The following is a 22,526-nucleotide window of genomic DNA, read 5'->3' on the forward strand; positions in this document are numbered from 1 at the left end:
GAGAAGTGTCGCTTCGGCGGCACACAACCCGCCCGCGACCGAACCCGCCCGCGGCCGAACCCGCCCGCGGCCGAACCCGCGCACGGCGCCCCCGCAGCGCCTCAGCCCAGCTGGGTCCGGAAGAACGTCGCCACGCGGCGGCTCATCGCCTCGTCGAGCTGCGCGATCGAGTGCGCGGTCCCCTCGACCTGCACGAACGTGACCGGCACGTCGTGCGACCGGAGCGTCGCCGCGAACTCCTGCGACTCCCACAGCGGGATGAACTCGTCCGTCGAGTGCCCGATGAAGAACGGCGCCGTGTCCGAGGTGACGTGGTACTCCGGCGACGCCCGGGTCGCCGCCGGACACTTCGCGTAGGTCCGGCAGCCGAGGTACAGCAGCTGCTTCCGCTGGAAGGACGCGGACACCCCGTCGGCCCGGGTCGAGCGTGACGTCAGGTTCGTGGGGCCGCTCAGGTCGACGACCGCATGGATCCGGTCGCCCTCGGCGTAGGCGGCGGACTCGTGGTCGGTCACCGCGAGCATCGCCGCCAGGTTGCCGCCCGCGCTCCCGCCGAACACCCCGACCCGCTGGGAGTCGACGTCGTACGTGGAGAGCGTCGTGGGGCGGAACACGTAGTCGAGCGCCCGTCGGACGTCGTCGAGACCGGCCGGGAACGGGTCGGTGGGAGCGAGCCGGTAGTCGACGTTGAACGTGACGAAGCCCTCGGACGCCAGGTACTTGCACACCGACCGGTAGGCGGCGGTGGCCTTGTCGCCGTGCGACCAGCTGCCGCCGTGGATCATCAGCACCGCGGGCCGACCGGTGCTGGCTGCGGCCTCGGCGGGGTCGGCCGTCGGGGTGGCGGACGGCGTCGCCGTGGGGGTCGCGGTCGTCTCCGGGGCGCTGTCGGCCGGCAGGCAGACGTCGAGTCGCTGCAGCGGAGCCGTGCCGTACGGCACATCCGCGACCACGTCGATGCCGTGGTACTGCAGGGACAGCGGGTAGATGACGCTGTCCGCGGTGACCGTCGCGTTCTCGTCGCCGACGGGGTCCGTACTGCAGGACGCGACCGCGCCGAGCGCCACGACCGCGGCGACGAGCGCGAGCACTGTGCGGCGGCCGGACTTCATCGGTTCCACGGTAGCCGCACCCGAGGCCGGCCACGTCACCCCAGCGGAGGAACCCCGACCGCGCACCCGACCGCGCACCCGACCGCGCACCCGGACGGCGCCGCCCGACGGCGGAACCGACACAGTGCCAGGATGAGAGCAGGGGGCACCCGCCGCCAGGACCGCAGGAGGACCCGTGAGCCGTCGCAAGGCCTGGAACGCCGATCCCGAACCACTGCTCCGCGTCGACCAGGGCTTCCGCCTCGACCAGGTCGACCCGGATGCGACGCCGGGCTTCCCCGGCCGCAAGATCGACGGGCTCGAAGCGCTCGCCGCGGGGGCGTCCCGCCTCGCCGCCCTGCAGGAGCGGCTGTACGCGGCGTCGACCGCCGGCGACCAGCGCCGGGTGCTGCTCGTCCTGCAGGCGATGGACACCGCCGGCAAGGGCGGCATCGTCTCGCACGTCGTCGGTGCGGTCGACCCCAACGGCGTGCGGTACGCGGGCTTCAAGGCCCCGACGGCCGAGGAGCGCGAGCACGACTTCCTCTGGCGCATCGAGCGTCAGCTCCCGAGTGCCGGGCAGCTCGGCGTCTTCGACCGCTCGCACTACGAGGACGTCCTCATCCAGCGCATCCGGGCGTTCGCGGCGCCGGACGAGATCGAACGACGCTACGGCGCGATCACCGAGTTCGAGGACCGCCTCACCGCCGAGGGCACCACGATCGTCAAGGTGATGCTGCACATCTCGAAGGACGAGCAGCGCGAACGCCTCGGCGAGCGACTCGACCGCCCCGACAAGCACTGGAAGTTCAACCCGGCCGACATCGACGAGCGCCTGCTGTGGGACCGGTACCAGGACGCGTACCAGATCGTGTTCGACCAGACCTCGACCCCGCAGGCGCCCTGGTACGTCGTGCCGGCGAACCGCAAGTGGTACGCCCGCCTGGCGGTGCAGCAGCTCCTGCTCCGCGCCCTCGAGGACATGCAGCTCTCGTGGCCGAAGGCGGACTTCGACGTGGCCGAGCAACGACAGCGGCTCGCCGAGTCCTGACCGACGGGCCGGCCGGGAGGCACGGGCCGGGTCCGGCTCGCGGCCGTCCGTCGACGACGGGGCTGGCATCAGAGCGCGGGGTCGCGTAGACTCGCTCGGTCGGCCTTCGACGCCGTGACATCGTGATCACGGGCTTTTTGTTGGGTGTGTGTTGCTCGAGGGCTGGAATCACGTCGAATCGCGACGGGATGAACCCCCTCTCCGCAAGCAGCCCCCGCCGATGTCGCTGTCGGGCGCTGCGGTTCGTTGCGCACCCGAGAAAGCAGTCATGGCTCCGTACAACAAGGGCGCGGACAACCGCGCCTCCGATCGTCCCCGCCACCCGAACGGCACCCCCGCCGCACGCAGCAGCAAGCACCGCGGGTTCCGCGCCGCCGAGCCGACCGCGCCGCGCCAGAAGCAGCGCTGGGACGCCGAGGAGCGGCGCGGCCGCTCGGCGCAGGGCGAGCGCCCCGCGCGCCCGAACTGGGAGCCCCGTGACAGCGGCGGCCAGCGCCGCCCGGAGCGTGACGACCGCGGTGGTCGCGGCTTCAACCGTGACGACCGTGCTCCCCGTCGCTTCGATCGCGACGACCGCGCCCCGCGTCGTGACAACGACGACCGTCCGCGTCGCTTCGATCGTGACGACCGTGCACCGCGCAGCTTCAACCGCGACGACCGCGCTCCCCGTCGTGACAACGACGACCGCCCGCGTCGCAGCTTCGACCGCGACGACCGCGCCCCGCGTCGTGACAACGACGACCGTCCCCGTCGTTCGTTCGACCGCGATGACCGCGCTCCGCGTCGTGACAACGACGACCGTCCCCGTCGCAGCTTCGACCGCGACGACCGTGCTCCCCGTCGCTTCGATCGCGATGATCGTGCGCCGCGTCGTGACAACGACGACCGTCCGCGTCGCTTCGATCGTGACGACCGTGCACCGCGCAGCTTCAACCGCGATGATCGTGCTCCCCGTCGTGACAACGACGACCGTCCCCGTCGCAGCTTCGACCGCGACGACCGTGCTCCCCGCAGCTTCAACCGCGATGACCGTGCGCCCCGTCGTGACAACGACGACCGCCCGCGTCGCAGCTTCGACCGCGACGACCGCAGCGCTCCCCGCCGCTCCTTCGACGAGCCGGAGCGCGGCAAGTTCGTCCCCGCCGACGACGTCAAGCTCGCGAAGCTCCAGGCCGAGTCCACCGTGGCGTCGGACGTCGAGGGCGTGACCTTCGGCGACCTCGGCATCGGCGGCAACATCTCCCGCGCCCTGCAGGAACTCGGCGCGAGCAGCCCGTTCCCGATCCAGGCCGCGACGATCCCCGACGTGATCGCCGGCAAGGACGTCCTCGGCCGTGGCCGCACGGGCTCCGGCAAGACCATCGCGTTCGGCGCCCCGCTCGTCGAGAAGCTCATGGAGCACGGCGGCGGCACGAAGCGCAAGATGGGCCGCGCCCCGCGTGCGCTCATCCTCGCGCCGACCCGCGAGCTGGCCCTGCAGATCGACCGCACGGTGCAGCCGATCGCCCGCTCGGTGGGCCTCTTCACGACGCAGATCTACGGCGGCGTGCCGTACGGCCGTCAGGAGGGTGCGCTCGAGCGTGGCGTCGACATCATCGTCGGCACCCCTGGTCGTGTGCAGGACCTCATGAACAAGGGGAAGCTCGACCTCAGCGAGGTCGTCATCTCCGTGCTCGACGAGGCCGACCACATGTGCGACCTCGGGTTCCTCGAGCCGGTGCAGGAGATCCTCTCCGCCACCGCCGAGGTCACCCCGCAGGGCAACCGTGCACAGAAGCTGCTGTTCAGCGCGACGCTCGACACCCAGGTCGCGGCGCTCGTCGAGCAGTTCCTGCACGAGCCGAGCGTGCACGAGGTCGCGGGTGAGGACCAGGCGTCCTCGACCATCGACCACCGTGTCCTCGTGGTCGAGCAGCGCGAGAAGGACCGTGTCCTCGAGGAGCTCGTCGCCGGCGACGGCAAGACGATCGTCTTCGCCCGGACCCGTGCCTACGCCGAGCGCCTCGCCGACCAGTTCGAGGACGCCGGGATCCGTGCCACGTCGCTCCACGGCGACCTGAACCAGTCGCGCCGGACCCGGAACCTGCAGCTCCTGACGAGCGGCCGGGTGAACGTGCTCGTCGCCACCGACGTCGCCGCCCGCGGCATCCACGTCGACGACGTGTCGCTCGTCGTGCAGGCGGATGCCCCGGACGACTACAAGGCGTACATGCACCGCTCCGGCCGGACGGGTCGTGCCGGCAAGGAGGGCACCGTCGTGACCCTCGTCCCGCGTGGTCGCATCCGCAAGATCGAGGGCATCCTCGAGCGTGCCGAGATCGCGGCGGACCTCGTGCAGGCCGCCCCTGGTGACGGCATCGTGTCGGAGCTCGCCGCGCGCTAGTCGCGACCACACGCACGACGGGAGGCCCGTGGCGAGCTCGCCACGGGCCTCCCGTCCGTCACATGGTGAGCAGAAATGGTCGGGTCCCGAAATCGGACCCGACCATTTCTGCTCACGAAGCGAGCACGCCCTCGCGACCGCGCGACCGCGTCAGCGGTTGAAGAACAGCAACCCGCGCACGAAGCCGGCCTGGCCGGCGTGCTGCGTGCAGTCGTCGAGGATGCTCACGAGCCGGGCACCGGCGGTGACGGGCGGGTCCCACGCGTCGTCGACCACGGGGTCGAGGTCGTCGGGGCCGAGCGTGCCGAGGTACGCGACGGTGCGGTCGTGGACGGCACGCAGGTACCCGGTGAGCAGCGCGGCCGAGGCACGCACGCGACCGACGTCGTCACGGGACATGCCGTAGCCGAGGGCCTCGGCCGGGAACGGCAGGCCGAACCGGTCGTACCAGCCGTCGGCGGTCCACACCTGCGCGGTGCCGGCGAGGTCGGCGATCTGGACGTCCTGCCCACGGGCGGTGTGCCACGCGAGCCATGCCAGGGTGTTCGCCCCGGCGGCCGGACGCGCTGCGAGTTGGTCCTCGGACAGGCCGTCGACGGCACGCTCGACGGTCTCGGGGACGCGGGAGAACGCTTCGATCAGGACTTCGGACGGTGTCATGCGCACCACGCTACGCGCGCGCCCCGACACACGAGGTCACGCGGAGCGGGCTGCGGTCTCCGCGCGCGAGTGGCGGTCGAGGGCGTCGCCGAGCCCGGCGAACGCGGCGGCGAGCCGGACTCGGTCGGCGGGGGCGACGACCTCGCGGAAGGCGTCCGAGTACACGGCGCCGATCTGCCGGGCCACCTCGGCGCCCGAGGCGGTGAGGTGCAGCAGCACGCTGCGACGGTCCTGCGGGTTCGGGCGGCGCTCGAGGTGTCCGCGCTGCTCGAGCCGGTCGACGAGCGAGGTCATGGCGCCTGTGGTGAGCTCGAGGTACTCGCCGGCCTGCTTCGGCGTGATCCCCTCGCCGTCGGCCGCGGCCAGGAAGAACACGAAGCGGGTGTCGGTGGCGTTCAGCCCGCGCACGACGCTCTCGTGGTGCAGGACGCGGGCGTGCTGCGTCTGGAGCAGGCGGAAGGCGGTGAGGAGCTTCGCGAGGTCGGTGTCCGAGTCCACGCGCTCCGGCACGGAGACGGTCGGCGACACGGGCGCGGGCGGCAGGGTGTCGGGCAGGACGGGCTGGGTGGTGTCCGTCATCGGCGGCTCTTCTCGGCAGGGGGTGGGAAGACTCAGTCAACAAGTATCTCACTCGTCAAGATACCCCCAGCACGGGGGTGGTTCCTTCCCTTGTGAGTTGCTCGGCGGAAAAGTAACTTGATCGTCGTAGCAAACACCACGGCACCGACGCGACCAACCACCGCGACCACGGCGCCACCGTTTCCGGATCAGGAGCTCCCGCAATGTCTCGTGTCACCCCTCGCGCCGCCCGTCTCGCGGCCTGGATCGCCATCCCCGCCGCCCTCGTCGCCTCGGGTGTCGTCGTCTCAACCGCGTCCTACTCGGCGTTCTCGGCCACCACCGTCAACCCGACCAGCAACTGGACCGCCGGCAGCGTCGCCCTCACCGACGACGACAACAACACCGCGCTCTTCACCGCGACGGGCCTGAAGCCCGGCTCGACCGGCGCCAACTGCATCACGGTCACGTCGACCGGCTCGCTGGCCTCGACCGTGAAGCTGTACGGCACGAACCCGGCCACCACGAACAACCTCTCGGGCAACATCAACCTGCAGGTCGAGCAGGGCACCGGCGGTGGCTTCGGCTCCTGCACCGGATTCACCCCGGCCGCGACCAGCGGAACGCTCTACAACGGCACCCTCGCCGCGTTCGGCACCGGCTCGACGAACTTCGCCACCGGCCTCGGCACCTGGGCCCCGACCGGGTCCGCGTCCGAGTCGCGCGTCTACCGCTTCACCTACACGGTCTCGAGCACCGCGCCGAACACGGTGCAGGGCGGCACCGCGTCCCTCGGCCTCACCTGGGAGGCCCAGAACAGCTGAGCCGGGAGCCCTCCCCACCCGGTGACCGGGGCTGAGCCCGAGCCAGCCCCGGTCACCACCCCCGAGAACGCGCCCCCGGTCGAAGGCAGTCATGAGCAGCATCGCAGTGCACGGTGGTCCCACACCGCACGCCGTGCTCCGTGACGTCGTCGACTGGGGGCGCGTCGTCGTCGGCACCGTTGCACGCGGTGTGGTCGCGACCCTCCTCGGCCTCGCCCTGTGGGCGGCAGCTCCCGCGCTGATCGGCTGGCAACCGACGACGGTGATGACCGGGTCGATGGAGCCGCGCCTCACGCCCGGGGACGTCGTCGTCTCGCGCCCGGTCGCGTCCGGTGAGGTCCGGACGGGCAAGATCCTGCTCGCGGACGACCCGGACCAGCCGGGTCACCTCCGCATGCACCGCTACGTCGAGGACGGCCCGGGAGGCACCCTGGTCACCAAGGGCGACGCGAACCCGCAGCAGGACTCCACACCGCTCGAACGCTCGGCCGTGCACGGGGTCGCCTTCCTGCGCATCCCGTTCGTCGGGGCGCCGATCTTGTGGCTCCGGCAGGGGGAATGGGTCAGGGTCGTCGTGCTCGCACTCGGCCTGACCGCGCTGCTGGCGCTCTGCACGGTCGACGGGTCGCTCCGCCGCCTCACGGCGATCGACGACGACGACGCCGACGGCTCGGACGGGGGCGACACCGCCCACGGGTCGGGTGACGGGCCGTCGGACGGTACCGATGCCGGACGGGAGGCGCGGGACGACGCCGCCACGCGCCTCCCGTCCGGCGGGACCACCGTCGTCACCCGTCGCTCGCTCCGGGTGCACGAGCGTCGCGTGCAGCGGCTGCGCCGCTTCGGCGGTGCGGCGGCGGTCCTCGTCATCGCGGGGAGCATCGGCGTGCTCGTGCCGGCGCAGGCGGTTGCCGTGCCGTGGTCGCGGACGACCGTGAACCCCGTCTCGAACTTCACGGCGGGCACGGCCACCGGTGTCCCCACGCTGACCTGCACGGCCGCGTCGTCGAGCACCGTGACGATCACCTGGACCTACACGGACCCCACCGTGCCGAACTCGTTCGACCTCATGAACGGGTCGACCCAGCTCGCGACCGCCACGACCGCTGGACAACGTTCGCTCGTCTACGGCGGGGCGGGCCTGCTCGACCTGGGCACGACCTACACGCTGAACCTCCGCACGAACCTCGGCAACAACTGGACCGCGACCAGCACGCCGACCGTCAAGGTGCGAGTCGTCTCGGTCCTCGGCCTGGCGTCGGCGAGCTGCGTGCCCTGAGTTCTCCACAGGCGGCGCGCGGCCGTCCGGCGATGTCCCCGGCCGGCGTTACCGTGTCCGCATGCGCATCCTGCACACCGGCGACTGGCACCTCGGCCGCACGCTGCTCGGTGCCGACCTCCTCGAGCACCAGGCGGCGTTCACCGACTGGCTCGTCGACCTCGTGCGGGACCGCTCCGTCGACCTCGTCGTGATCGCCGGTGACGTGTACGACCGGGCGATCCCGCCGATCGACGCGGTCCGCATGCTGTCCCGGGTGCTCGAACGCCTGGCCGAGACGGCGACCGTGGTGCTCACGCCCGGCAACCACGACTCCGCCGCACGCCTGGGCTTCGGCGCCGGCGTGATGGACCGCCGCGTCCGCATCCTCGCCGAACCCGCCCGGATCGCCGACCCGGTGCTCGTCGACGACGCCGACGGCCCGGTGGCGGTCTACGGCATCCCGTACCTGCACCCCGACCTCACCCGCTACGCACTGGCCGACGTGCCGGACGAGCCCCTCGCACGGTCGCACCACGCCGTCGTGCAGGCCGCCACCGAGCGGATCCGGTCCGACCTCGCGCTGCGCGGCGGCACCCGCAGCGTCGTCGTCGCACACGCCTTCGTCGGCGGGGCGGACCCGAGCGACAGCGAGCAGGACATCCGCGTCGGCGGTGTCGACCGGGTGGCCGAATCGGTCTTCGACGGCTTCGACTACGTCGCCCTCGGGCACCTGCACGGCCCGCAGCGGGTCGGCGACGGCGGACGGATCCGGTACGCCGGCTCACCGCTGGCGTTCTCGTTCGGCGAGAGGCACCAGCAGAAGTCGGTGACCATCGCCGAGCTCGACGCGGCCGGTGCCGTCTCGGTCGAACTCGTGCCCGCTCCCGTGCCGCGCCGCCTGGTCGACGTCCGCGGGGGCATCGACGACATCGAGGCCGGGGTCTTCCGGGCCGACGCCGACGCCTGGGTGCGGGTGGCCGTGACCGACACGGTGCACCCCGAGCGCATGTACGCCCGGGTGAAGGACCACTTCCCGCACGCGCTGGCGATCACGCACGAACCCGCCGACCGCGGCCCGGCCTCGGTGGCCCGTGCGGTCACGGCGACGTCCGACCCGGTCGAGGTCGCCGCCGACTTCGTGGCCTTCGCCACCGGTGCCGCCCCCGACGACGACGAACACGCCGTCCTGACCGAGGCGTACGAGGCCGCGGTGCTGGCGCTGCAGCGCGAGGGGGACCGCTGATGTACCTGCACCGTCTCGAACTCCGCGCCATCGGGCCCTACCCCGACCTGGTGTCCATCGACTTCGCAGCGCTCGCGGCCTCCGGGGTGTTCCTGCTCGAGGGGCCGACGGGCTCCGGCAAGTCGACCATCATCGACGCCGTCGTGTTCGCCCTGTACGGCGGGCTCGCCGGGTCCGACGCCAGCTCCGACCGCCTGCACAGCCAGCACGCCGACCCCGCGGTGGAACCGTTCGTCGAGCTCGTCTTCGAGACCACCGCAGGGACCTACCGGGTCCGCCGGACCCCGCAGTACGACCGCCCGAAGCAGCGGGGGACCGGCACCGTCAAGCAGCCGGCGTCCGTGCAGCTGTTCCGTCTGGCGAACCCGTCCGACGTCGCCGGCGAACCGATGTCGTCACGCATCCCCGAGGTCGGCGTCGAGATCGGCCGCATCGTCAGGCTCGACCGCGCGCAGTTCCTGCAGACCGTCGTGCTGCCGCAGGGCGAGTTCGCACGGTTCCTGCGGTCCCCGGGCGAAGAGCGCCGCAAGCTCCTGCAGTCCCTGTTCGGCACGCAGGTCTACGACCGCACGGCCGACGAACTCGCCGCGCGGCGCCGTGCCGTGCAGGCCGAGGTCGACGGTGCCGACGACCGCGTACGTGATGCCCTGAACCGCTTCGCCCAGGCCGCCGGTCTCGACGACGCCGACGAGACCGTGGTGCCGTCGACGGTGGCGTCGGTCCGTGCGGCCGCCGATGCCGCTGCCGCCGTCCGTGCTGCAGCAGCCGCGGCGGCGACGACCGCTGCCGAGCACGAACAGGCGGTCACGGCGCGTGCGACCGCCCTCGAACGACGCGCGGGACTGCTCGTGCGACGGGCCACGCTCGACGACGACGCCCCCGCCGTCGACGCCGCCCGGTCGGCCCTCGCCCTCGGCGAACGCGCCGCACGGGTCGCTACCGTCGCCGACGGACTCGACGCCGCAGTCATGCGCGCCGACGAGAGCACCGCGGCCGCCCGGTCGCTGCGTGACCGCCACGGGATCACCGCCGACGCCGACGCCGTCGTGCTGCGACGCGACGCCCTGGCCGACGACCTGTCGGCCGTCCGGCACCTCGTCGCGGTCGAGGACGGCGCCGCTGCCCGTCGGTCCACCATCGCCGGGGCCACCGCGGACGCCGAGCAGATCGCCGAGCAGCTGCTCGAACGCGACGCCGCACTCGACGCCCGTCCCACCGAGCGGGCCCGCATCGTCGAGGCCGCACGCACCGCGGCCCGCACGGCAGCCGACTCGGACGCCGCCGCGCACGAGGTCACCCGGATCCGGTTCCTCCGAGCCGACCTCGTGGCGCGCGACCACGCGGCGCAGCGGGTCGCCACGGCCGAGCAGTCCGTCGCCACCGCGCGCCGGTCGGCGACCGACGCCCTCGCCGCCGAGCGGGCACTCCGCGAACGCCGGATCGCCGGGCTCGCCGGAGAACTCGGGGCGGCGCTCACGACCGGCGACCCGTGCCCGGTGTGCGGGTCGACGGCGCACCCGTCGGTGGCGACCCCGCAGGACGACCACCCCACGACCGCGGCCGTCGACGCCGCCGGCGACGCCACTCGTCGCGCGGACCAGCACCTCGCCGACGCCGCGTCGGACCTGGCGGTCGAACGTGCCGAACACCAGCGGCTCGTCGACGTCGTCGGCACGGTCGACACCGCCGCGCTCGACGCCCTGACCGCGGCCGCCGACGAACGGGTCCGGGCCGCGCACGACGCTGCCGCGCTCGTCCTGCAGCACGAGCGGCAGCGGGCGGAGCACGACACGACGACCGGTCGGCTCCAGCGCGAGCGGAACGACCTCGACGTACGGCGCACCGTCCTGGTCTCGACCGCGCTGGCCGACGACGAGCGGCTCGACACCGACCTCGGCACCGTGACCGCGGCGCTCGAGCGGCTCGGAGCACTCCTCGACGAGCGTCCCGCGACGCTCCGGACGGCTGTCGAGCTCCTCGACGAGCGACTCAAGGCGTACCGCGCGGTCGCGCAGGCCGACGAACGGGTGGCCGCGGCGACCCGTGCCCGCGACGACCGCCGTGCCGAGGTTGACCGGGTCCTCGTCGACCAGGACTTCGCCGACGTCGCCGCAGCGCGGGCCGGACGGCTCGACGCCGACGACACCGACCGGCTGCGGGCGCTGATCAGCGCGGCCGAGGCCGAGCGGGCCGTCGTCGTGGCCGGCCTGGCCGAGCCCGCTGTGGTCGCCGCGGCGGACGACTCCGCGGAACGCCTCGACCTCGACGGTGCCCGTGCCGGACGCCAGCGCGCTGCCGCCGCACTCGACGAGGCCGTCGCGGTCGCCGTCTCCGCGGTCGACCGTGCCGACGCGGTCGACCGGTGCGCGACCGAGGTCACCCGGGCGATCCGTGCCCGCGACGAGACGTCGGCACGCAGCCGTGCCGTGGTCCGACTCGCCGACATCGCGAACGGGGTCACCGCGGCCAACCCGACCGGGATCACCCTGGGCACCTACGTGCTCATGCGCCGGTTCGAGGACGTCGTCGCCGCGGCCAACGACCGACTCCGGGCGATGCTCGCGGGGCGGTTCACGCTCGAGACCTCGGACGAGCGGGAGTCCGGGTCACGGGCACGCCGGACCGGCCTGGCACTCGCCGTGCACGACCACACCACCGACACCGTGCGGGACCCCCGCAGCCTGTCCGGCGGCGAGACGTTCACCGTGTCGCTGTGCCTGGCGCTCGGGCTGGCCGACGTCGTGCAAGCCGAGGCCGGTGGCGTCTCGCTCGGCACGCTCTTCGTCGACGAGGGGTTCGGCACGCTCGACCCGGAGACCCTCGACGACGTCATCGGGCAGTTGTCGCGACTGACCGCCGGTGGGCGGCAGGTCGGCATCGTCAGCCACGTCGAGGAACTCAAGCAGCGGATCCCGGAGCGGATCGCCGTGCGTCGGACGGCGGACGGCGGCTCGCAGGTGACGACAACGGTCTGACGCCGCCTGCCGTCCGCCGCCGGTCCTGGTCCCGGGTGTCGGCCGTCACGGCGTCGGCGTGGACTCCACGGTGCCGTCCGGCGGCGGCAGGATGTCCGCCGCGATCCACGGGAACACCCACTGGAACAGGACGAACACGGTCGCGGCGAGCAGCACGAGCAGCTCGAGCACCTTCAGGAACGTGGGGCCGGGCAGCAGCCGCCAGACCAGAGGGAAGATCACTTGGCCGTCTCCGAGAGTTCCTTCGGGGTGCCCTCGGACGCGGGCATCCAGTAGTCGAGCTTCGCGTGCGTGACGAACCGTTCGGCCGCCGACCACATCGGGTGGCACGCGGTCAGGGTCAGCCAGCGGTCCGACCGCGAGGGGTCGACACCCGGCTTGTTCGGCACCGGCGCGATCGTCTCGATGTGGTCCGGCGTGACGATCTGGCTGTCGGTGACCTTGTAGACGTACCAGACGTCGAACTTCGTCTTCGCGTCGGTGACCCGCACGACGACGGAGTCGTCCTTCTTGAGCTCCGCGATCTGGTTGAGCGGCTTGCCGTAGGTCACGCGGTGTCCGGCGACGGCGAAGTTGCCGGGAGCCCCGGGCATCGCGGTGTCCTGGTAGTGACCGAGCCCGATGGTGTTGAGGACCTTCTCACGGTCGGTGCCCTCGCCGATCGGCCGGTTGTAGTCCTTGCCGAAGCGGGGGATCTGCATCGTGCCGAACACGTCGGTGACGTCCGGCGGCTCGGCGAGCACGGGTGCGGTCCCACGGTGCTCGGTGCCGGCCCCGTCCGGGGTCTTCAACTGGTCGAGTCCCTCGACGAGCTTCGACTGCTCGTTGACCGCCACGACGTCCGTCCACCACGCGGTCCACACCACGTACAGCCCGGTGCCGGCACCCGCGATGATGAGCAGTTCGGCGATGAGCGAGACGATCGCGCCACCGACCGTCTGCCGTCGCCGGGGGGAGCGGCGCCCGGACCGTCTGCCGCCGTCGTCGTCCCGCGCGCTGCGGCGCGACGGGATGGTGTCGTGTGCGGTCACGGGGCTCCTGATCGGCTGGTCGGTCGGACAGGTCTATCAGATCACGACGACGGTCCGATGACGACGTTCTCCACACCCCGTAACGTGGGGGGATGGAGTACCGGATCCGCCCGTTCCGCGCCGACGACACCGACGCGGTCGTCGCCCTCTGGGAATCGTGCGGTCTCGTCCGTCCGTGGAACGACCCCCGCCGCGACATCGCGCGCAAGGCCACGGTCCAGCCCGAGCTCTTCCTGGTGGCGGAGTCGGAGAGCAGCGCCGTCGTCGCCGCGGGGATGGCCGGTTTCGACGGGCACCGCGGCTGGGTCAACTACCTCGCCGTGCAGCCGGACCTGCAGGGCTCCGGTCTCGGCCGGACGCTGATGGCCGAGTTCGAGCGGCTGCTCACCGACCTCGGCTGCCCGAAGGTGAACCTGCAGATCCGTGCCGGCAACGAGCGGGTGCTCGGGTTCTACGAGTCCCTCGGGTACTCCGACGACCGCACCGTGTCGCTTGGCAAGCGACTCATCCCCGACGTCTGAGTCGTCCGGTCACGCCAGGGCCAGGCCCACCGACGCGATGAACGCCAGCGCGATGCCGACCCACTGCGGCGCGGTCAACCGCTCCCGCAGCACCACCCCGGCCAGCACGACCGTGCCGATGGGGTAGAGCGCGTTGAGCACGCTCACGACGGGCAGGGCGCCCGGGTCGTCGCTCGCGTGCAGCCCCGCCTGGATGCACACGTTCGCCAGGGCGTCGAGGACTCCGCACGCCGCGACCGTCAGCAGCAGACGCGGCGGCCACCAGCGCCCTGGAGGCACGGCAGACCCCGGCACGCCGACCGACGCTGCGGGGTCTGCCGCGCCTCCAGACCGCGCCCCGCGCCCGGCACGCACCGTCACCACGAGCGCCGCCGCACCCAGCAGCACCGTCTGCAGCACCCGCGCGACCACGAGCGGGTGGATGCCCGCGCCGGGCGGTGTCGCGTCGTAGGCGAGCACGATCCCGCCGAACCCGCACCCGGCGACCGCGGCCGCGACGACCCCACGCACGGTGAGGCGCCCACCCGAGGTGTCCCGCACCGCCGCCACCAGCACCACCGCGACGACGGCCACGACCACCGCGGCGACGGCCAGCGGTGACAGGACGGTCCCGCGGGCCACGGCCACCAGGACCGGGACGACGGCGGCGAACACGGCGGTCAGGGGTGACAGCACGCTCATCGGGCCGATCGCCAACGCGGCTTAGAGCAGCAGGACTCCGACCGCGCCGGACAGTCCGGCGACGGCGCCCCAGAGGGTGCCCGCCCACGACGGCGTCCCCCCGAGCACGGCCAGACCGATCAGCAGCGGCAGGATCCCGATCGCCGCGGCGACGGCGGTGACCGCCACCGGACGGATGCGCCGCGACGCGAGCCCGCCGAGGAAGTCGGCGAAACCGTAGACGACGGCTCCGGTCAGGCCGAACAGCACGGTGAGCACGGGTCCCATCCTGCCCGGCCCGGTAGCCTGCGGGGCGTGAGTGTTCCCTACCACCGCCTGACCCGTGTCGACGCACGATGGAGGTGGTGGCGCCCGCTGGTCGCCCTCGCGTTCCTGGCGGGCTGGTACCTCGCCTCGCAGGTGCTCATCACCGTCGCGTACTTCGTCCCGGTCGCGGCGGTCGGGGGCGAGTCCGGCCTGTACGACCTGCTCGACGACCTGCAGCGCGGAGCCCTCGACCCGACCGATCCGCTGATCCTGTCGCTGACCCTGGTGTCGCTGGTCATCCTGCTGCCCGGCATCCTGCTGGCGGTCAAGGTCGCACGGCTCGGGCCCGGCGCGATCCTGACGTCGACGCGCTTCCGGGTGCGGTGGGCCTGGACGGCATGGTGTCTGCTGCCGACCCTGGTCATCGCGGTGATCATGTTCGTGGTGCAGACCGGCCTGTTCTGGGACGGCGGGATGATCACGACCGACGGCGGCTTCGCGTGGAACCACGCCGCGATCGGGCAGTCGACGGTGTCCCTGGGCACCCTCACGCTCACGATCGTCCTGGTCGTCCTGCTCGTGCCGTTCCAGGGCGCAGCCGAGGAGTTCATCTTCCGCGGTTTCCTCATGCAGACGATCGCCTCGTGGATCCCGCGACGCACCGGCACGATCATCGCCGTCGCGGTGTCGACCGTCGTCTTCGCGGTGCTGCACATCCCGAACGGCTACAACCTCTGGGGCATCCTCGACGTCGGTTCGTTCGGCCTGATCGCGGCGATCATCGTGCTCCGCACCGGCGGTCTCGAGGCCACCGTGCTGCAGCACGCCTTCAACAACATCATGATCTTCGTGCTGCAGGCGCCGGGCTGGTCGGGGATCGACCTGGCGTCTTCGGACGCCAACGGCACGCTCGGTGGCTGGCTCGTCACCCTCGGCACCTCGCTCGCGTTCTGGGGCATGGTCGAGGTCCTGGCGTGGTGGCGGAAGCTCGACCGGACGTTCGCCGGGCACCAGGCGCCGCGGTTCCGCGGGACGCCGCCGGTGTGGGCGGGTGGCAAGCGCTGGCTCGGCCCGGCGGGCACGGGCTGGGCCGTCGCGCCGGCTAACGCCAACGATGTCGACGCAGCTGCTGTGGACAGTGCCGCTGTGGACAGTGCCGTGGGTGTCGCCGGTCGCCCGTAGGCTCGTGGCATGAGCACCACGCCCGCGCCCGCCGCCGTGTCTGCTTCGCGAGCCGCCGCGCTCGACGTCCTGCACCGCGTGTGGGGCTACGACGACTTCCGCGGCGAGCAGGCGGCGATCATCGACCAGGTGGTCGCCGGCGGTGACGCCCTGGTGCTCATGCCCACCGGCGGTGGCAAGTCGCTCTGCTACCAGGTGCCCGCGCTCGTACGCGACGGCGTCGGGGTCGTGGTGTCGCCGCTCATCGCGCTCATGCAGGACCAGGTCGACGCCCTCGCGGCGAACGGGGTGCGTGCCGCCTTCCTCAACTCGACGCAGGGGCCCGACGAGCGTGCCCGGGTCGAGCGCGCGGTCGTCCAGGGCGAGGTCGACATGCTCTACCTCGCGCCCGAGCGGCTCCGGCTCGAGTCCACGCGCGCGCTCCTCGACCGGGCGCGGGTGTCGCTGTTCGCCATCGACGAAGCGCACTGCGTCGCCCAGTGGGGCCACGACTTCCGGCCGGACTACCTCGAGCTGAGCGTCCTGCACGAGCGCTGGCCGACCGTGCCCCGGATCGCCCTCACGGCCACGGCGACCCCGCAGACCCACCAGGAGATCTCGGCGCGGCTCGGCCTCGACGACGCCGCACACTTCGTCGCCGACTTCGACCGCCCGAACATCCAGTACCGCATCGAACCGAAGACCGGCGCGCTGCAGCAGCTCCTCACCTTCATCCGCACCGAGCACAGCGGCGACTCGGGCATCGTCTACTGCCTGTCGCGCAAGTCGGTCGAGCGGACCGCCACCGCACTGGCCGAACAGGGGATCCAAGCGCTGCCGTACCACGCGGGGCTCGATGCCCGGGTGCGAGCGCGCAACCAGTCGACCTTCCTGCGCGAGGACGGCATCGTCATGGTCGCGACGATCGCCTTCGGCATGGGCATCGACAAGCCCGACGTCCGGTTCGTGGCGCACCTCGACCTGCCGAAGTCGGTCGAGGGGTACTACCAGGAGACCGGTCGTGCCGGGCGCGACGGCCTGCCCTCGACCGCGTGGCTGGCGTACGGCCTGAACGACGTCGTGCAGCAGCGACGGATGATCGACCAGTCCGAGGGCGACGCCGCACACCGTCGGCAGCTCAGCGCCCACCTCGACGCCATGCTGAGCCTGTGCGAGACGATCGAGTGCCGCCGGGTGCGGCTCCTGGCGTACTTCGGGCAGCCGTCCACGGCCTGCGGCAACTGCGACACGTGCATCGCCCCGCCCGAGTCGTGGGACGGCACCGTGCCCGCGCAGAAGCTGCTGTCCACGGTCGTCCGGCTCGAGCGTGAGCGCGGTCAGCGGTACGGCGTCGCCCATCTCGTCGACATCCTGGTCGGCAAGCAGTCACCGCGGGTGCAGGAACTGCAGCACGAGTCCCTGGCGACCTTCGGCATCGGTTCCGACCTGTCCGACGGCGAGTGGCGCGCGGTGGCCAGGCAGCTGCTCGCGCAGGGCTACGCCGCGGTCTCGGGCGACGGGTTCGGCACGGTCGTCCTCAGCCCGACGAGCGCCGAGGTCCTGACCGGCAAGGTCCAGGTGCGGATGCGCCGCGACCCGGTGAAGGCGACGCGGGCGAGCCGGTCGTCCCGCCGGACCGTCGTCACCGACATGCCCCAGCAGGCGGTCGGCCTGTTCGAGGCGCTCCGGGTCTGGCGTGCAGCCCAGGCGCGCGAGCAGGGTGTGCCGGCGTACGTGGTGTTCAACGACGCGACGCTCCGCGGCATCGCGGCGGTGCGTCCGGCCGACGTCGACCAGCTCGCCGAGATCTCCGGGGTCGGTGCCGCGAAGCTCGAGCGGTACGGCCGCGCGGTGCTCGACGTCGTCGCGTCCGAGGCCGACTGACCTCACGGTCGGACGTGCATGCCGCCGTGGGCATGTACTGCTCGCAGGCGTGATTACACTCGGGAGTTCGCCGTCACGACGAGGAGGCCCGGTGTCCGGTTCGACCAAGTTCGCCACCGTGCTGAGCCGCGCAGTGGTGACACCGCTCGCGCGGATGCTCTGGCGACCGAAGATCATCGGACGCCGCAACGTTCCCAAGCGCGGGCCGGTGATCCTCGCGAGCAACCACCGCTCCTTCATCGACTCCCCGGCGATCACGTTGATGGCACCGCGGAAGGTCGCCTTCCTGGCGAAGCAGGAGTACTTCACCGGCACCGGGTTCCGTGGCGCGGTGTCGCGGGCGTTCTTCGGCGGCATCGGTGCGATCGGCGTCGAACGTGGTGCGGGCGCCGCGGCGCAGCAGGCGCTCGACCTGGGGCTCGCGCGGTTGAACGAGGGCGAGGCCTTCGCGATCTACCCGGAGGGCACCCGCTCCCTGGACGGCCGGATCTACAAGGGCCGCACGGGTGTGGCCTGGCTGGCCCTGACGAGCGGCGCGCCCGTGGTGCCCGTGGCGCTGACGGGCACGCAGGACGTGCAGCCCGTCGGCTCGAAGCTGCCGAAGCTCGCGAAGGTGACGATCGAGTTCGGGAAGCCGATCGACTTGTCCTCGTTCGGTGAGGCATCGTCCGGACGCGCGCGCCGTCACGCGACCGATGCGGTGATGACCGCGATCCAGGAGCTCAGCGGGCAGGAGCCGGCGAACACGTACAACAACCCGCCGGCGACGATCGTCGAGCGGGTCAAGCGGGCACTGCAGCCCGACGACCCGACCGCGGCTGCCGTCGACCCCGACTGATCGCGATCTGTTCGGTCACTATTGCACATCTGAAATATCGATGATTGAATGAGGGACGTGCCGCACGGCACGCATCCCCGACGGGTCGCCCGACAACGGCCCGCAACCACGACTCAGATCGGACGGTCAGCAGCATGTCCTCCACCCCGCTCTTCGACTCCATCGCCCAGCGACGCGACCAGCCCGAGGCCCACGTCGTCCCGGCACCGGTTCCGACCCCGGCTCGCGCGGCCGCAGCGCCCGCACCGACCTCACCGATGACCGCTCCCGTCCGTGCCGGTGACTCGACCCTCGTGCCCGCGGCCCTCGTCGCCGCGATCGACGACATCACGGTCCGCGTCACCCCGTCGGTGGTCACCGAGCTCCGCGTGCAGCCCGAGCAGCTCGTCCTGGTCGAGACCGTCGCCGACGCCATCACCCGAGCGGTCGTCGACGCCGTCGCGACCGAACTCGACCGGATCGCCCGCGACGGCGTCGTCCGCGTCTGAGCCCGGCGGTCCCCGAGCGATGACGACGCCCGCTGACGGCCTCCCGCTGCGCCCGCGCGGTGCCGAACGGCGGGCCGCGAACCGCCTCCGCACCCGCCGTCCCGAAGCGTCCGAGCGGCGCCGTGCTGGGCACGGCACGCGTCCGGACGCCCCCAGAGCCGCCGGGGTGGTGGCTCCCCCTTCCGCCACCCCGGCTTCCCCCTCCTCCTTCCGCAGTTCCGTCCGCCGCGCCCTGCCCGCGACGGCGACCGCCGCGGTGACCTGTCTCTTCGTCGCCGTCGGCTCCCCGCAAACCGCGATGGCATCGACCCCGTCGCCGAGCAGTCCCGTGCCCGGCGTGCAGCAGTTCGTCGCCGACGGTTCCGCCCGGCTCTCCGTCGACCGCGACGGCTTCTCGATCGGCAGAGCCGCTGCCGCCCAGGCACGTGCGACCGCCGTCGGCTCGTCGGACGCGGCGGCCCGCCCCACCGCGGGGAACGTGCCGGCCGCCGGTGGGTTCGGCTCGCGCTGGGTGACCGGGTGCTCCGCCTGCTCGACGAACCACCAGGGCATCGACTTCGCGGCTCCGATCGGCACCACCGTCGTCGCCGCGATGCCCGGCAGTGTCGTCTCCGCCGGGGTCCTGGGCGGGTACGGCAACCAGGTCCTGCTCCAGCACGCCGACGGCACCCAGACCCGGTACGGCCACCTGTCGGCGATCGGGGTGCGACCCGGTCAGGTCCTGTCGGCCGGCCAACGCCTCGGCGCGGTCGGCAACACCGGCGTCTCGACCGGGGCGCACCTGCACTTCGAGGTCATCGTCGGCGGGGTCCCGGTCGATCCGGCCACCTGGCTGCAGGCCCGCGGGCTCCTCTGACAGCGGCGACGGTCGAGCGCGTAGCGTCGGGAACGCCGGGGCACCGCGCCGTGGCAGGACGGAGACGCACGTGCGAGTGACGGTGTTGGGGACCGGGGCGATGGGTGCCGGCGTGGCGGGATCACTGCTGCGCGAGGGGCACCAGGTCACGGTCTGGAACCGGAGTGCCGACAAGGCCGCACCACTCGGGGAGCACGGTGCGACGGTCGCCACGGACCCGGGTACCGCCGTCGAGCACGCCGAGGTGGTCCTCCTGACCCTCTTCGACACCGACGCCGTGGTCGACGTGCTCGAACAGGCCGCCGGAGACGCTCCGACCGACGCCGTGTGGGTGCAGGCGTCCACGATCGGCGTCGACGGCACCGAGACCGTCGTGCAGCTCGCCGCGAAGTACGCCATCACCCTGGTCGAGGCGATGATGCTCGGCACGAAGGCCCCGGCGGAGCAGGGGAAGCTCACCATGCTGGCGGCCGGCCCCGCCGACCAGGTCGACCGGGTCGTCCCCGTGCTCGACGCGATCGGCGCCAAGACCATCCGCGCCGGCGAGCGGGTCGGCGACGGGACCGCGCTCAAGCTCGCGGCCAACGCCTGGATCGCCTCGATCACCGCAGCCACGGGGCAGTCGCTCGCCCTCGCCGCGGCGCTCGGGCTCGACCCGCAGCTGTTCCTCGACGCGATCGACGGCAGCGCGAGCGACTCGGCCTACGCGCACACCAAGGGCGCGGCGATCATCGCGGGGGAGTTCCCGGCACAGTTCGCGCTCGACGGGCTGCGGAAGGACATCGGGCTCATCGCCGAGGCTGCGCGGGCGAACGACGTGTCCACCACGCTCCTCGACGCCCTGGGGCGGGTCTACGCCGACGCGAGCGCAGCCGGGCACGGCGGCGACGACATCGCGGCGGTCGGCACCGCCTTCTGAGTCGGCGCGCGAGTCGACGCGTCAGTCGCGGCGGAGGAACCGTCGCAGCCGTGCCGTGAGCCGCCCCACGGCCTCGTCGTTCATGGTGTTCGCCAGGTCGAAGGCCTCGCGCGCCGGATCGGCCCCGCCCTGGATCCGTCGGAGTGCGGCGTCGGCGCGGGCCCGCGAGTCGAGTTCGGCGAACGGCATGTCGTCCTCGGGGTCGTGCGCGCCGCGAGGGTCCATGGACAGCAGGTTACGCGCGGCGGAGGGTGCGGGCGGATGCGTCGACGTCGTCGACCACGCGGACCATCTCGTCGAGGAAGTCCACGACGACGGCCATCTCGTCGGTCGGCACGTGCTCGGTGACCTCGAGGGCACGAGCGTCGAGTTCCTCGATCACGCGGAGGGCATGGCCCATCGACGTCCCCGTCGCGGTGAGGATCACGCCGCGGCGGTCGATCGGGTCCTGGTGCCGCTCGACGTGGCCGCTCCGGACCAGCCGGTCGACGAGTGCCGAGGTCGACGCCGCCGTGATCTCGAGGCGCTCGGCCAGGTCCTTCGCGTTGACGGTCCGGCCGTCGTGCTCAGCGTCGATGAGGACCCGCAGTGCGAGCAGTGCGTTCTCGCCGATGCCCAGGGCTTCGCGAGCACGACGTTGCGCGGCACTCTCGGCGGTGCGGTACCGGCGCAGGGCGTTCAGGACGTCGACGGCGGTGACCGGGGAGTCCTCGTACCAGAACCCCGCGGTGCTGGTCAGGACCTCGGACGTCATCCTGCAATGCTAGACGCTCTAGTTAGATTGTCTAGCGAGGGGTCGGTATCGCGGCGGAGACCCAGGCCCGTGCGCGGACATCGGACACTGCAACACCCGTGACGCGGCTCCGAAACACTCCCGCAACGCCCGCTGGTTAGGTTCTGGGGATGCAGGAGCAGCCGTGCTGAGCCGACTCGCGGGGAACGTCTTCCACGTGGGGAGCGCGGTCGAGCGCACCGACGTGGTCGCACGCCTGCTCGACGTCTACGTCGCCCGACGCGAACCCGGCACCGTCGAGGACGACCGGGCCGTCGCCGCGGAGCTCCGTTCGGTGGTGGGGACCGCCGGACCGGCGAACGACGCCGACCGGTCCGCGACCATCGACGCCCTGGCGCTGGACCGCCACGAGCCGGCGTCCATCGCCGCCGCGGTCGCCGTCGCGCGGGACCACGCCCGTCGAGCCCGCGAGGTCGTCTCGAGCGAACTCTGGGACTGCCTCGACGTCACCCGTTCGCGCATGCCGCGCAAGATCGCCCCGGGCCGCGCGCACGAGTTCCTCGGCTGGGCTCGGGAACGGAGCGCCCTCGCGATCGGCGTGGTCGAAGGGGACGCCAGTCGCGACGAGGTCTGGGAGTTCTTCACCCTGGGCCGCTCCCTGACCCGGGTCGCCTCGACCGCCCGGCTGCTCGCCTCGGGGTTGCTCGAACCGGACTCGGTCACCTCGTGGACGGCGGCGCTCCGGGCCTGCGGTGCGGGCGAGGCCTTCCTGCGTGGCCGGGACCACCATCCGGTGCCGGACGACGCCGCGGCGTTCCTGCTCCTGGACGAGCACAGTCCGCGGTCGCTGCGCTTCACCGTCCGACGGGCCGCCGAGTGCCTGGCCGACGTGGCTCCGTCCTGCGTCGCGGAGGAGGTCGCGGCGTTCTCCGCCGCCCGCGATCGGCTCGAGGCCGTCCCGGCGGACGCAGCCCTCGGCGTCGTCGGCGATGCCGGCGACCGGCTCGCGGCTGCTGCGGACCGCGTCACCGCGGCGCTCGACGAGCGCGTCTTCGCGGTGACCGAACCCGCGCACTGATCGCGGCCCTGGACCGGACCGGCGACGGCCGGGAGGCCCGCGGC

23 protein-coding genes are annotated in these 22,526 nt (G+C 72.6%); 14 read left to right on the plus strand and 9 right to left on the minus strand.

The genetic code is table 11. The features are described from left to right. Positions 1-101: 101 nt before the first annotated feature. Positions 102-1,112, minus strand: a complete 1,011-nt coding sequence (locus tag EDF28_RS06255) for an alpha/beta hydrolase (RefSeq protein WP_123937537.1) — start codon at positions 1,110-1,112, stop codon at positions 102-104. Between the two features lie 175 nt (positions 1,113-1,287). On the opposite strand from EDF28_RS06255, the gene EDF28_RS06260 reads away from it, so the two are divergent. Both EDF28_RS06260 and EDF28_RS06265 read left to right on the plus strand, forming a co-directional pair. Then, on the plus strand, positions 1,288-2,142 hold the full coding sequence (locus tag EDF28_RS06260) for a PPK2 family polyphosphate kinase (RefSeq protein ID WP_260154559.1): 855 nt from the start codon (positions 1,288-1,290) through the stop codon (positions 2,140-2,142). Positions 2,143-2,410: 268 nt separating this feature from the next. After that, positions 2,411-4,525, plus strand: a complete 2,115-nt coding sequence (locus tag EDF28_RS06265; RefSeq protein WP_123937538.1) for a DEAD/DEAH box helicase — start codon at positions 2,411-2,413, stop codon at positions 4,523-4,525. Positions 4,526-4,675: 150 nt separating this feature from the next. Here EDF28_RS06265 and EDF28_RS06270 read toward each other — a convergent pair whose 3' ends face one another. Next, positions 4,676-5,185, minus strand: a complete 510-nt coding sequence (locus EDF28_RS06270) for a mycothiol transferase (protein ID WP_123937539.1) — start codon at positions 5,183-5,185, stop codon at positions 4,676-4,678. Positions 5,186-5,221: 36 nt separating this feature from the next. After that, the gene (locus EDF28_RS06275; RefSeq protein ID WP_123937540.1) at positions 5,222-5,764 is read right to left on the minus strand and encodes a MarR family winged helix-turn-helix transcriptional regulator; all 543 of its coding nucleotides are present in this window, start codon (positions 5,762-5,764) and stop codon (positions 5,222-5,224) included. Between the two features lie 203 nt (positions 5,765-5,967). Between EDF28_RS06275 and EDF28_RS06280 the strand changes: the two genes are divergently transcribed. The 4 genes from EDF28_RS06280 (at position 5,968) to EDF28_RS06295 (ending at position 12,046) form a co-directional block, all read left to right on the plus strand. After that, entirely contained in the window at positions 5,968-6,567 is a 600-nt protein-coding gene (locus EDF28_RS06280; RefSeq protein WP_111085548.1) for a hypothetical protein, read from the plus strand. 91 nt (positions 6,568-6,658) lie between these two features. Further along, entirely contained in the window at positions 6,659-7,846 is a 1,188-nt protein-coding gene (locus tag EDF28_RS06285) for a S24/S26 family peptidase (RefSeq protein WP_123937541.1), read from the plus strand. Between the two features lie 61 nt (positions 7,847-7,907). Beyond that, complete coding sequence (locus EDF28_RS06290) at positions 7,908-9,071, plus strand: exonuclease SbcCD subunit D (protein WP_123937542.1); 1,164 nt, start codon at positions 7,908-7,910, stop codon at positions 9,069-9,071. Next, a complete protein-coding gene (locus EDF28_RS06295; protein WP_123937543.1) occupies positions 9,071-12,046 on the plus strand; it encodes an AAA family ATPase in 2,976 nt (991 codons plus the stop codon). Before EDF28_RS06290 ends, EDF28_RS06295 begins: the two co-directional genes overlap by 1 nt. A 45-nt stretch (positions 12,047-12,091) precedes the next feature. On the opposite strand, the gene EDF28_RS19180 is transcribed toward EDF28_RS06295, so the two are convergent. Continuing rightward, positions 12,092-12,268, minus strand: coding sequence for a hypothetical protein (locus tag EDF28_RS19180; protein ID WP_185094164.1), 177 nt, complete (start codon positions 12,266-12,268; stop codon positions 12,092-12,094). Beyond that, on the minus strand, positions 12,265-13,077 hold the full coding sequence (locus EDF28_RS06300) for a class E sortase (RefSeq protein WP_260154570.1): 813 nt from the start codon (positions 13,075-13,077) through the stop codon (positions 12,265-12,267). Before EDF28_RS06300 ends, EDF28_RS19180 begins: the two co-directional genes overlap by 4 nt. A 92-nt stretch (positions 13,078-13,169) precedes the next feature. On the opposite strand from EDF28_RS06300, the gene EDF28_RS06305 reads away from it, so the two are divergent. Next, positions 13,170-13,598 carry a GNAT family acetyltransferase gene (locus EDF28_RS06305; RefSeq protein WP_123937544.1) on the plus strand — a complete coding sequence of 143 codons (429 nt, stop codon included), beginning with the start codon at positions 13,170-13,172 and terminating at the stop codon, positions 13,596-13,598. A 9-nt stretch (positions 13,599-13,607) separates the two neighbouring features. Here EDF28_RS06305 and EDF28_RS06310 read toward each other — a convergent pair whose 3' ends face one another. After that, positions 13,608-14,279, minus strand: a complete 672-nt coding sequence (locus tag EDF28_RS06310) for an EamA family transporter (protein WP_123937545.1) — start codon at positions 14,277-14,279, stop codon at positions 13,608-13,610. A gap of 21 nt (positions 14,280-14,300) precedes the next feature. Continuing rightward, positions 14,301-14,537 (minus strand): hypothetical protein, encoded by a 237-nt coding sequence (locus EDF28_RS06315; RefSeq protein WP_123937546.1) that lies wholly within the window; start codon positions 14,535-14,537, stop codon positions 14,301-14,303. 36 nt (positions 14,538-14,573) lie between these two features. Between EDF28_RS06315 and EDF28_RS06320 the strand changes: the two genes are divergently transcribed. From EDF28_RS06320 to EDF28_RS06345, 6 genes are all read left to right on the plus strand, one after another. Continuing rightward, on the plus strand, positions 14,574-15,707 hold the full coding sequence (locus EDF28_RS06320) for a CPBP family intramembrane glutamic endopeptidase (protein ID WP_123937547.1): 1,134 nt from the start codon (positions 14,574-14,576) through the stop codon (positions 15,705-15,707). Between the two features lie 9 nt (positions 15,708-15,716). After that, on the plus strand, positions 15,717-17,570 hold the full coding sequence (gene recQ / locus EDF28_RS06325) for a DNA helicase RecQ (RefSeq protein ID WP_123937548.1): 1,854 nt from the start codon (positions 15,717-15,719) through the stop codon (positions 17,568-17,570). Positions 17,571-17,661: 91 nt separating this feature from the next. Further along, positions 17,662-18,408 carry a 1-acyl-sn-glycerol-3-phosphate acyltransferase gene (locus EDF28_RS06330; protein ID WP_123937549.1) on the plus strand — a complete coding sequence of 249 codons (747 nt, stop codon included), beginning with the start codon at positions 17,662-17,664 and terminating at the stop codon, positions 18,406-18,408. A gap of 134 nt (positions 18,409-18,542) precedes the next feature. Further along, positions 18,543-18,896: a hypothetical protein gene (locus EDF28_RS06335; protein WP_123937550.1), complete on the plus strand. Its 354-nt coding sequence runs from the start codon at positions 18,543-18,545 to the stop codon at positions 18,894-18,896. Between the two features lie 337 nt (positions 18,897-19,233). Further along, entirely contained in the window at positions 19,234-19,752 is a 519-nt protein-coding gene (locus EDF28_RS06340; RefSeq protein ID WP_123937551.1) for a M23 family metallopeptidase, read from the plus strand. An 82-nt stretch (positions 19,753-19,834) separates the two neighbouring features. After that, entirely contained in the window at positions 19,835-20,671 is an 837-nt protein-coding gene (locus tag EDF28_RS06345) for an NAD(P)-dependent oxidoreductase (RefSeq protein ID WP_123937650.1), read from the plus strand. Positions 20,672-20,692: 21 nt separating this feature from the next. On the opposite strand, the gene EDF28_RS06350 is transcribed toward EDF28_RS06345, so the two are convergent. Next, complete coding sequence (locus tag EDF28_RS06350) at positions 20,693-20,896, minus strand: hypothetical protein (RefSeq protein ID WP_123937552.1); 204 nt, start codon at positions 20,894-20,896, stop codon at positions 20,693-20,695. 10 nt (positions 20,897-20,906) lie between these two features. Beyond that, on the minus strand, positions 20,907-21,425 hold the full coding sequence (locus EDF28_RS06355; RefSeq protein WP_123937553.1) for a MarR family winged helix-turn-helix transcriptional regulator: 519 nt from the start codon (positions 21,423-21,425) through the stop codon (positions 20,907-20,909). 163 nt (positions 21,426-21,588) lie between these two features. Between EDF28_RS06355 and EDF28_RS06360 the strand changes: the two genes are divergently transcribed. Beyond that, positions 21,589-22,482, plus strand: a complete 894-nt coding sequence (locus EDF28_RS06360) for an alpha-E domain-containing protein (protein WP_159573247.1) — start codon at positions 21,589-21,591, stop codon at positions 22,480-22,482. Positions 22,483-22,526 lie beyond the last annotated feature (44 nt).

Source organism: Curtobacterium sp. PhB137, assembly GCF_003814955.1.
Lineage (GTDB): Bacteria > Actinomycetota > Actinomycetes > Actinomycetales > Microbacteriaceae > Curtobacterium.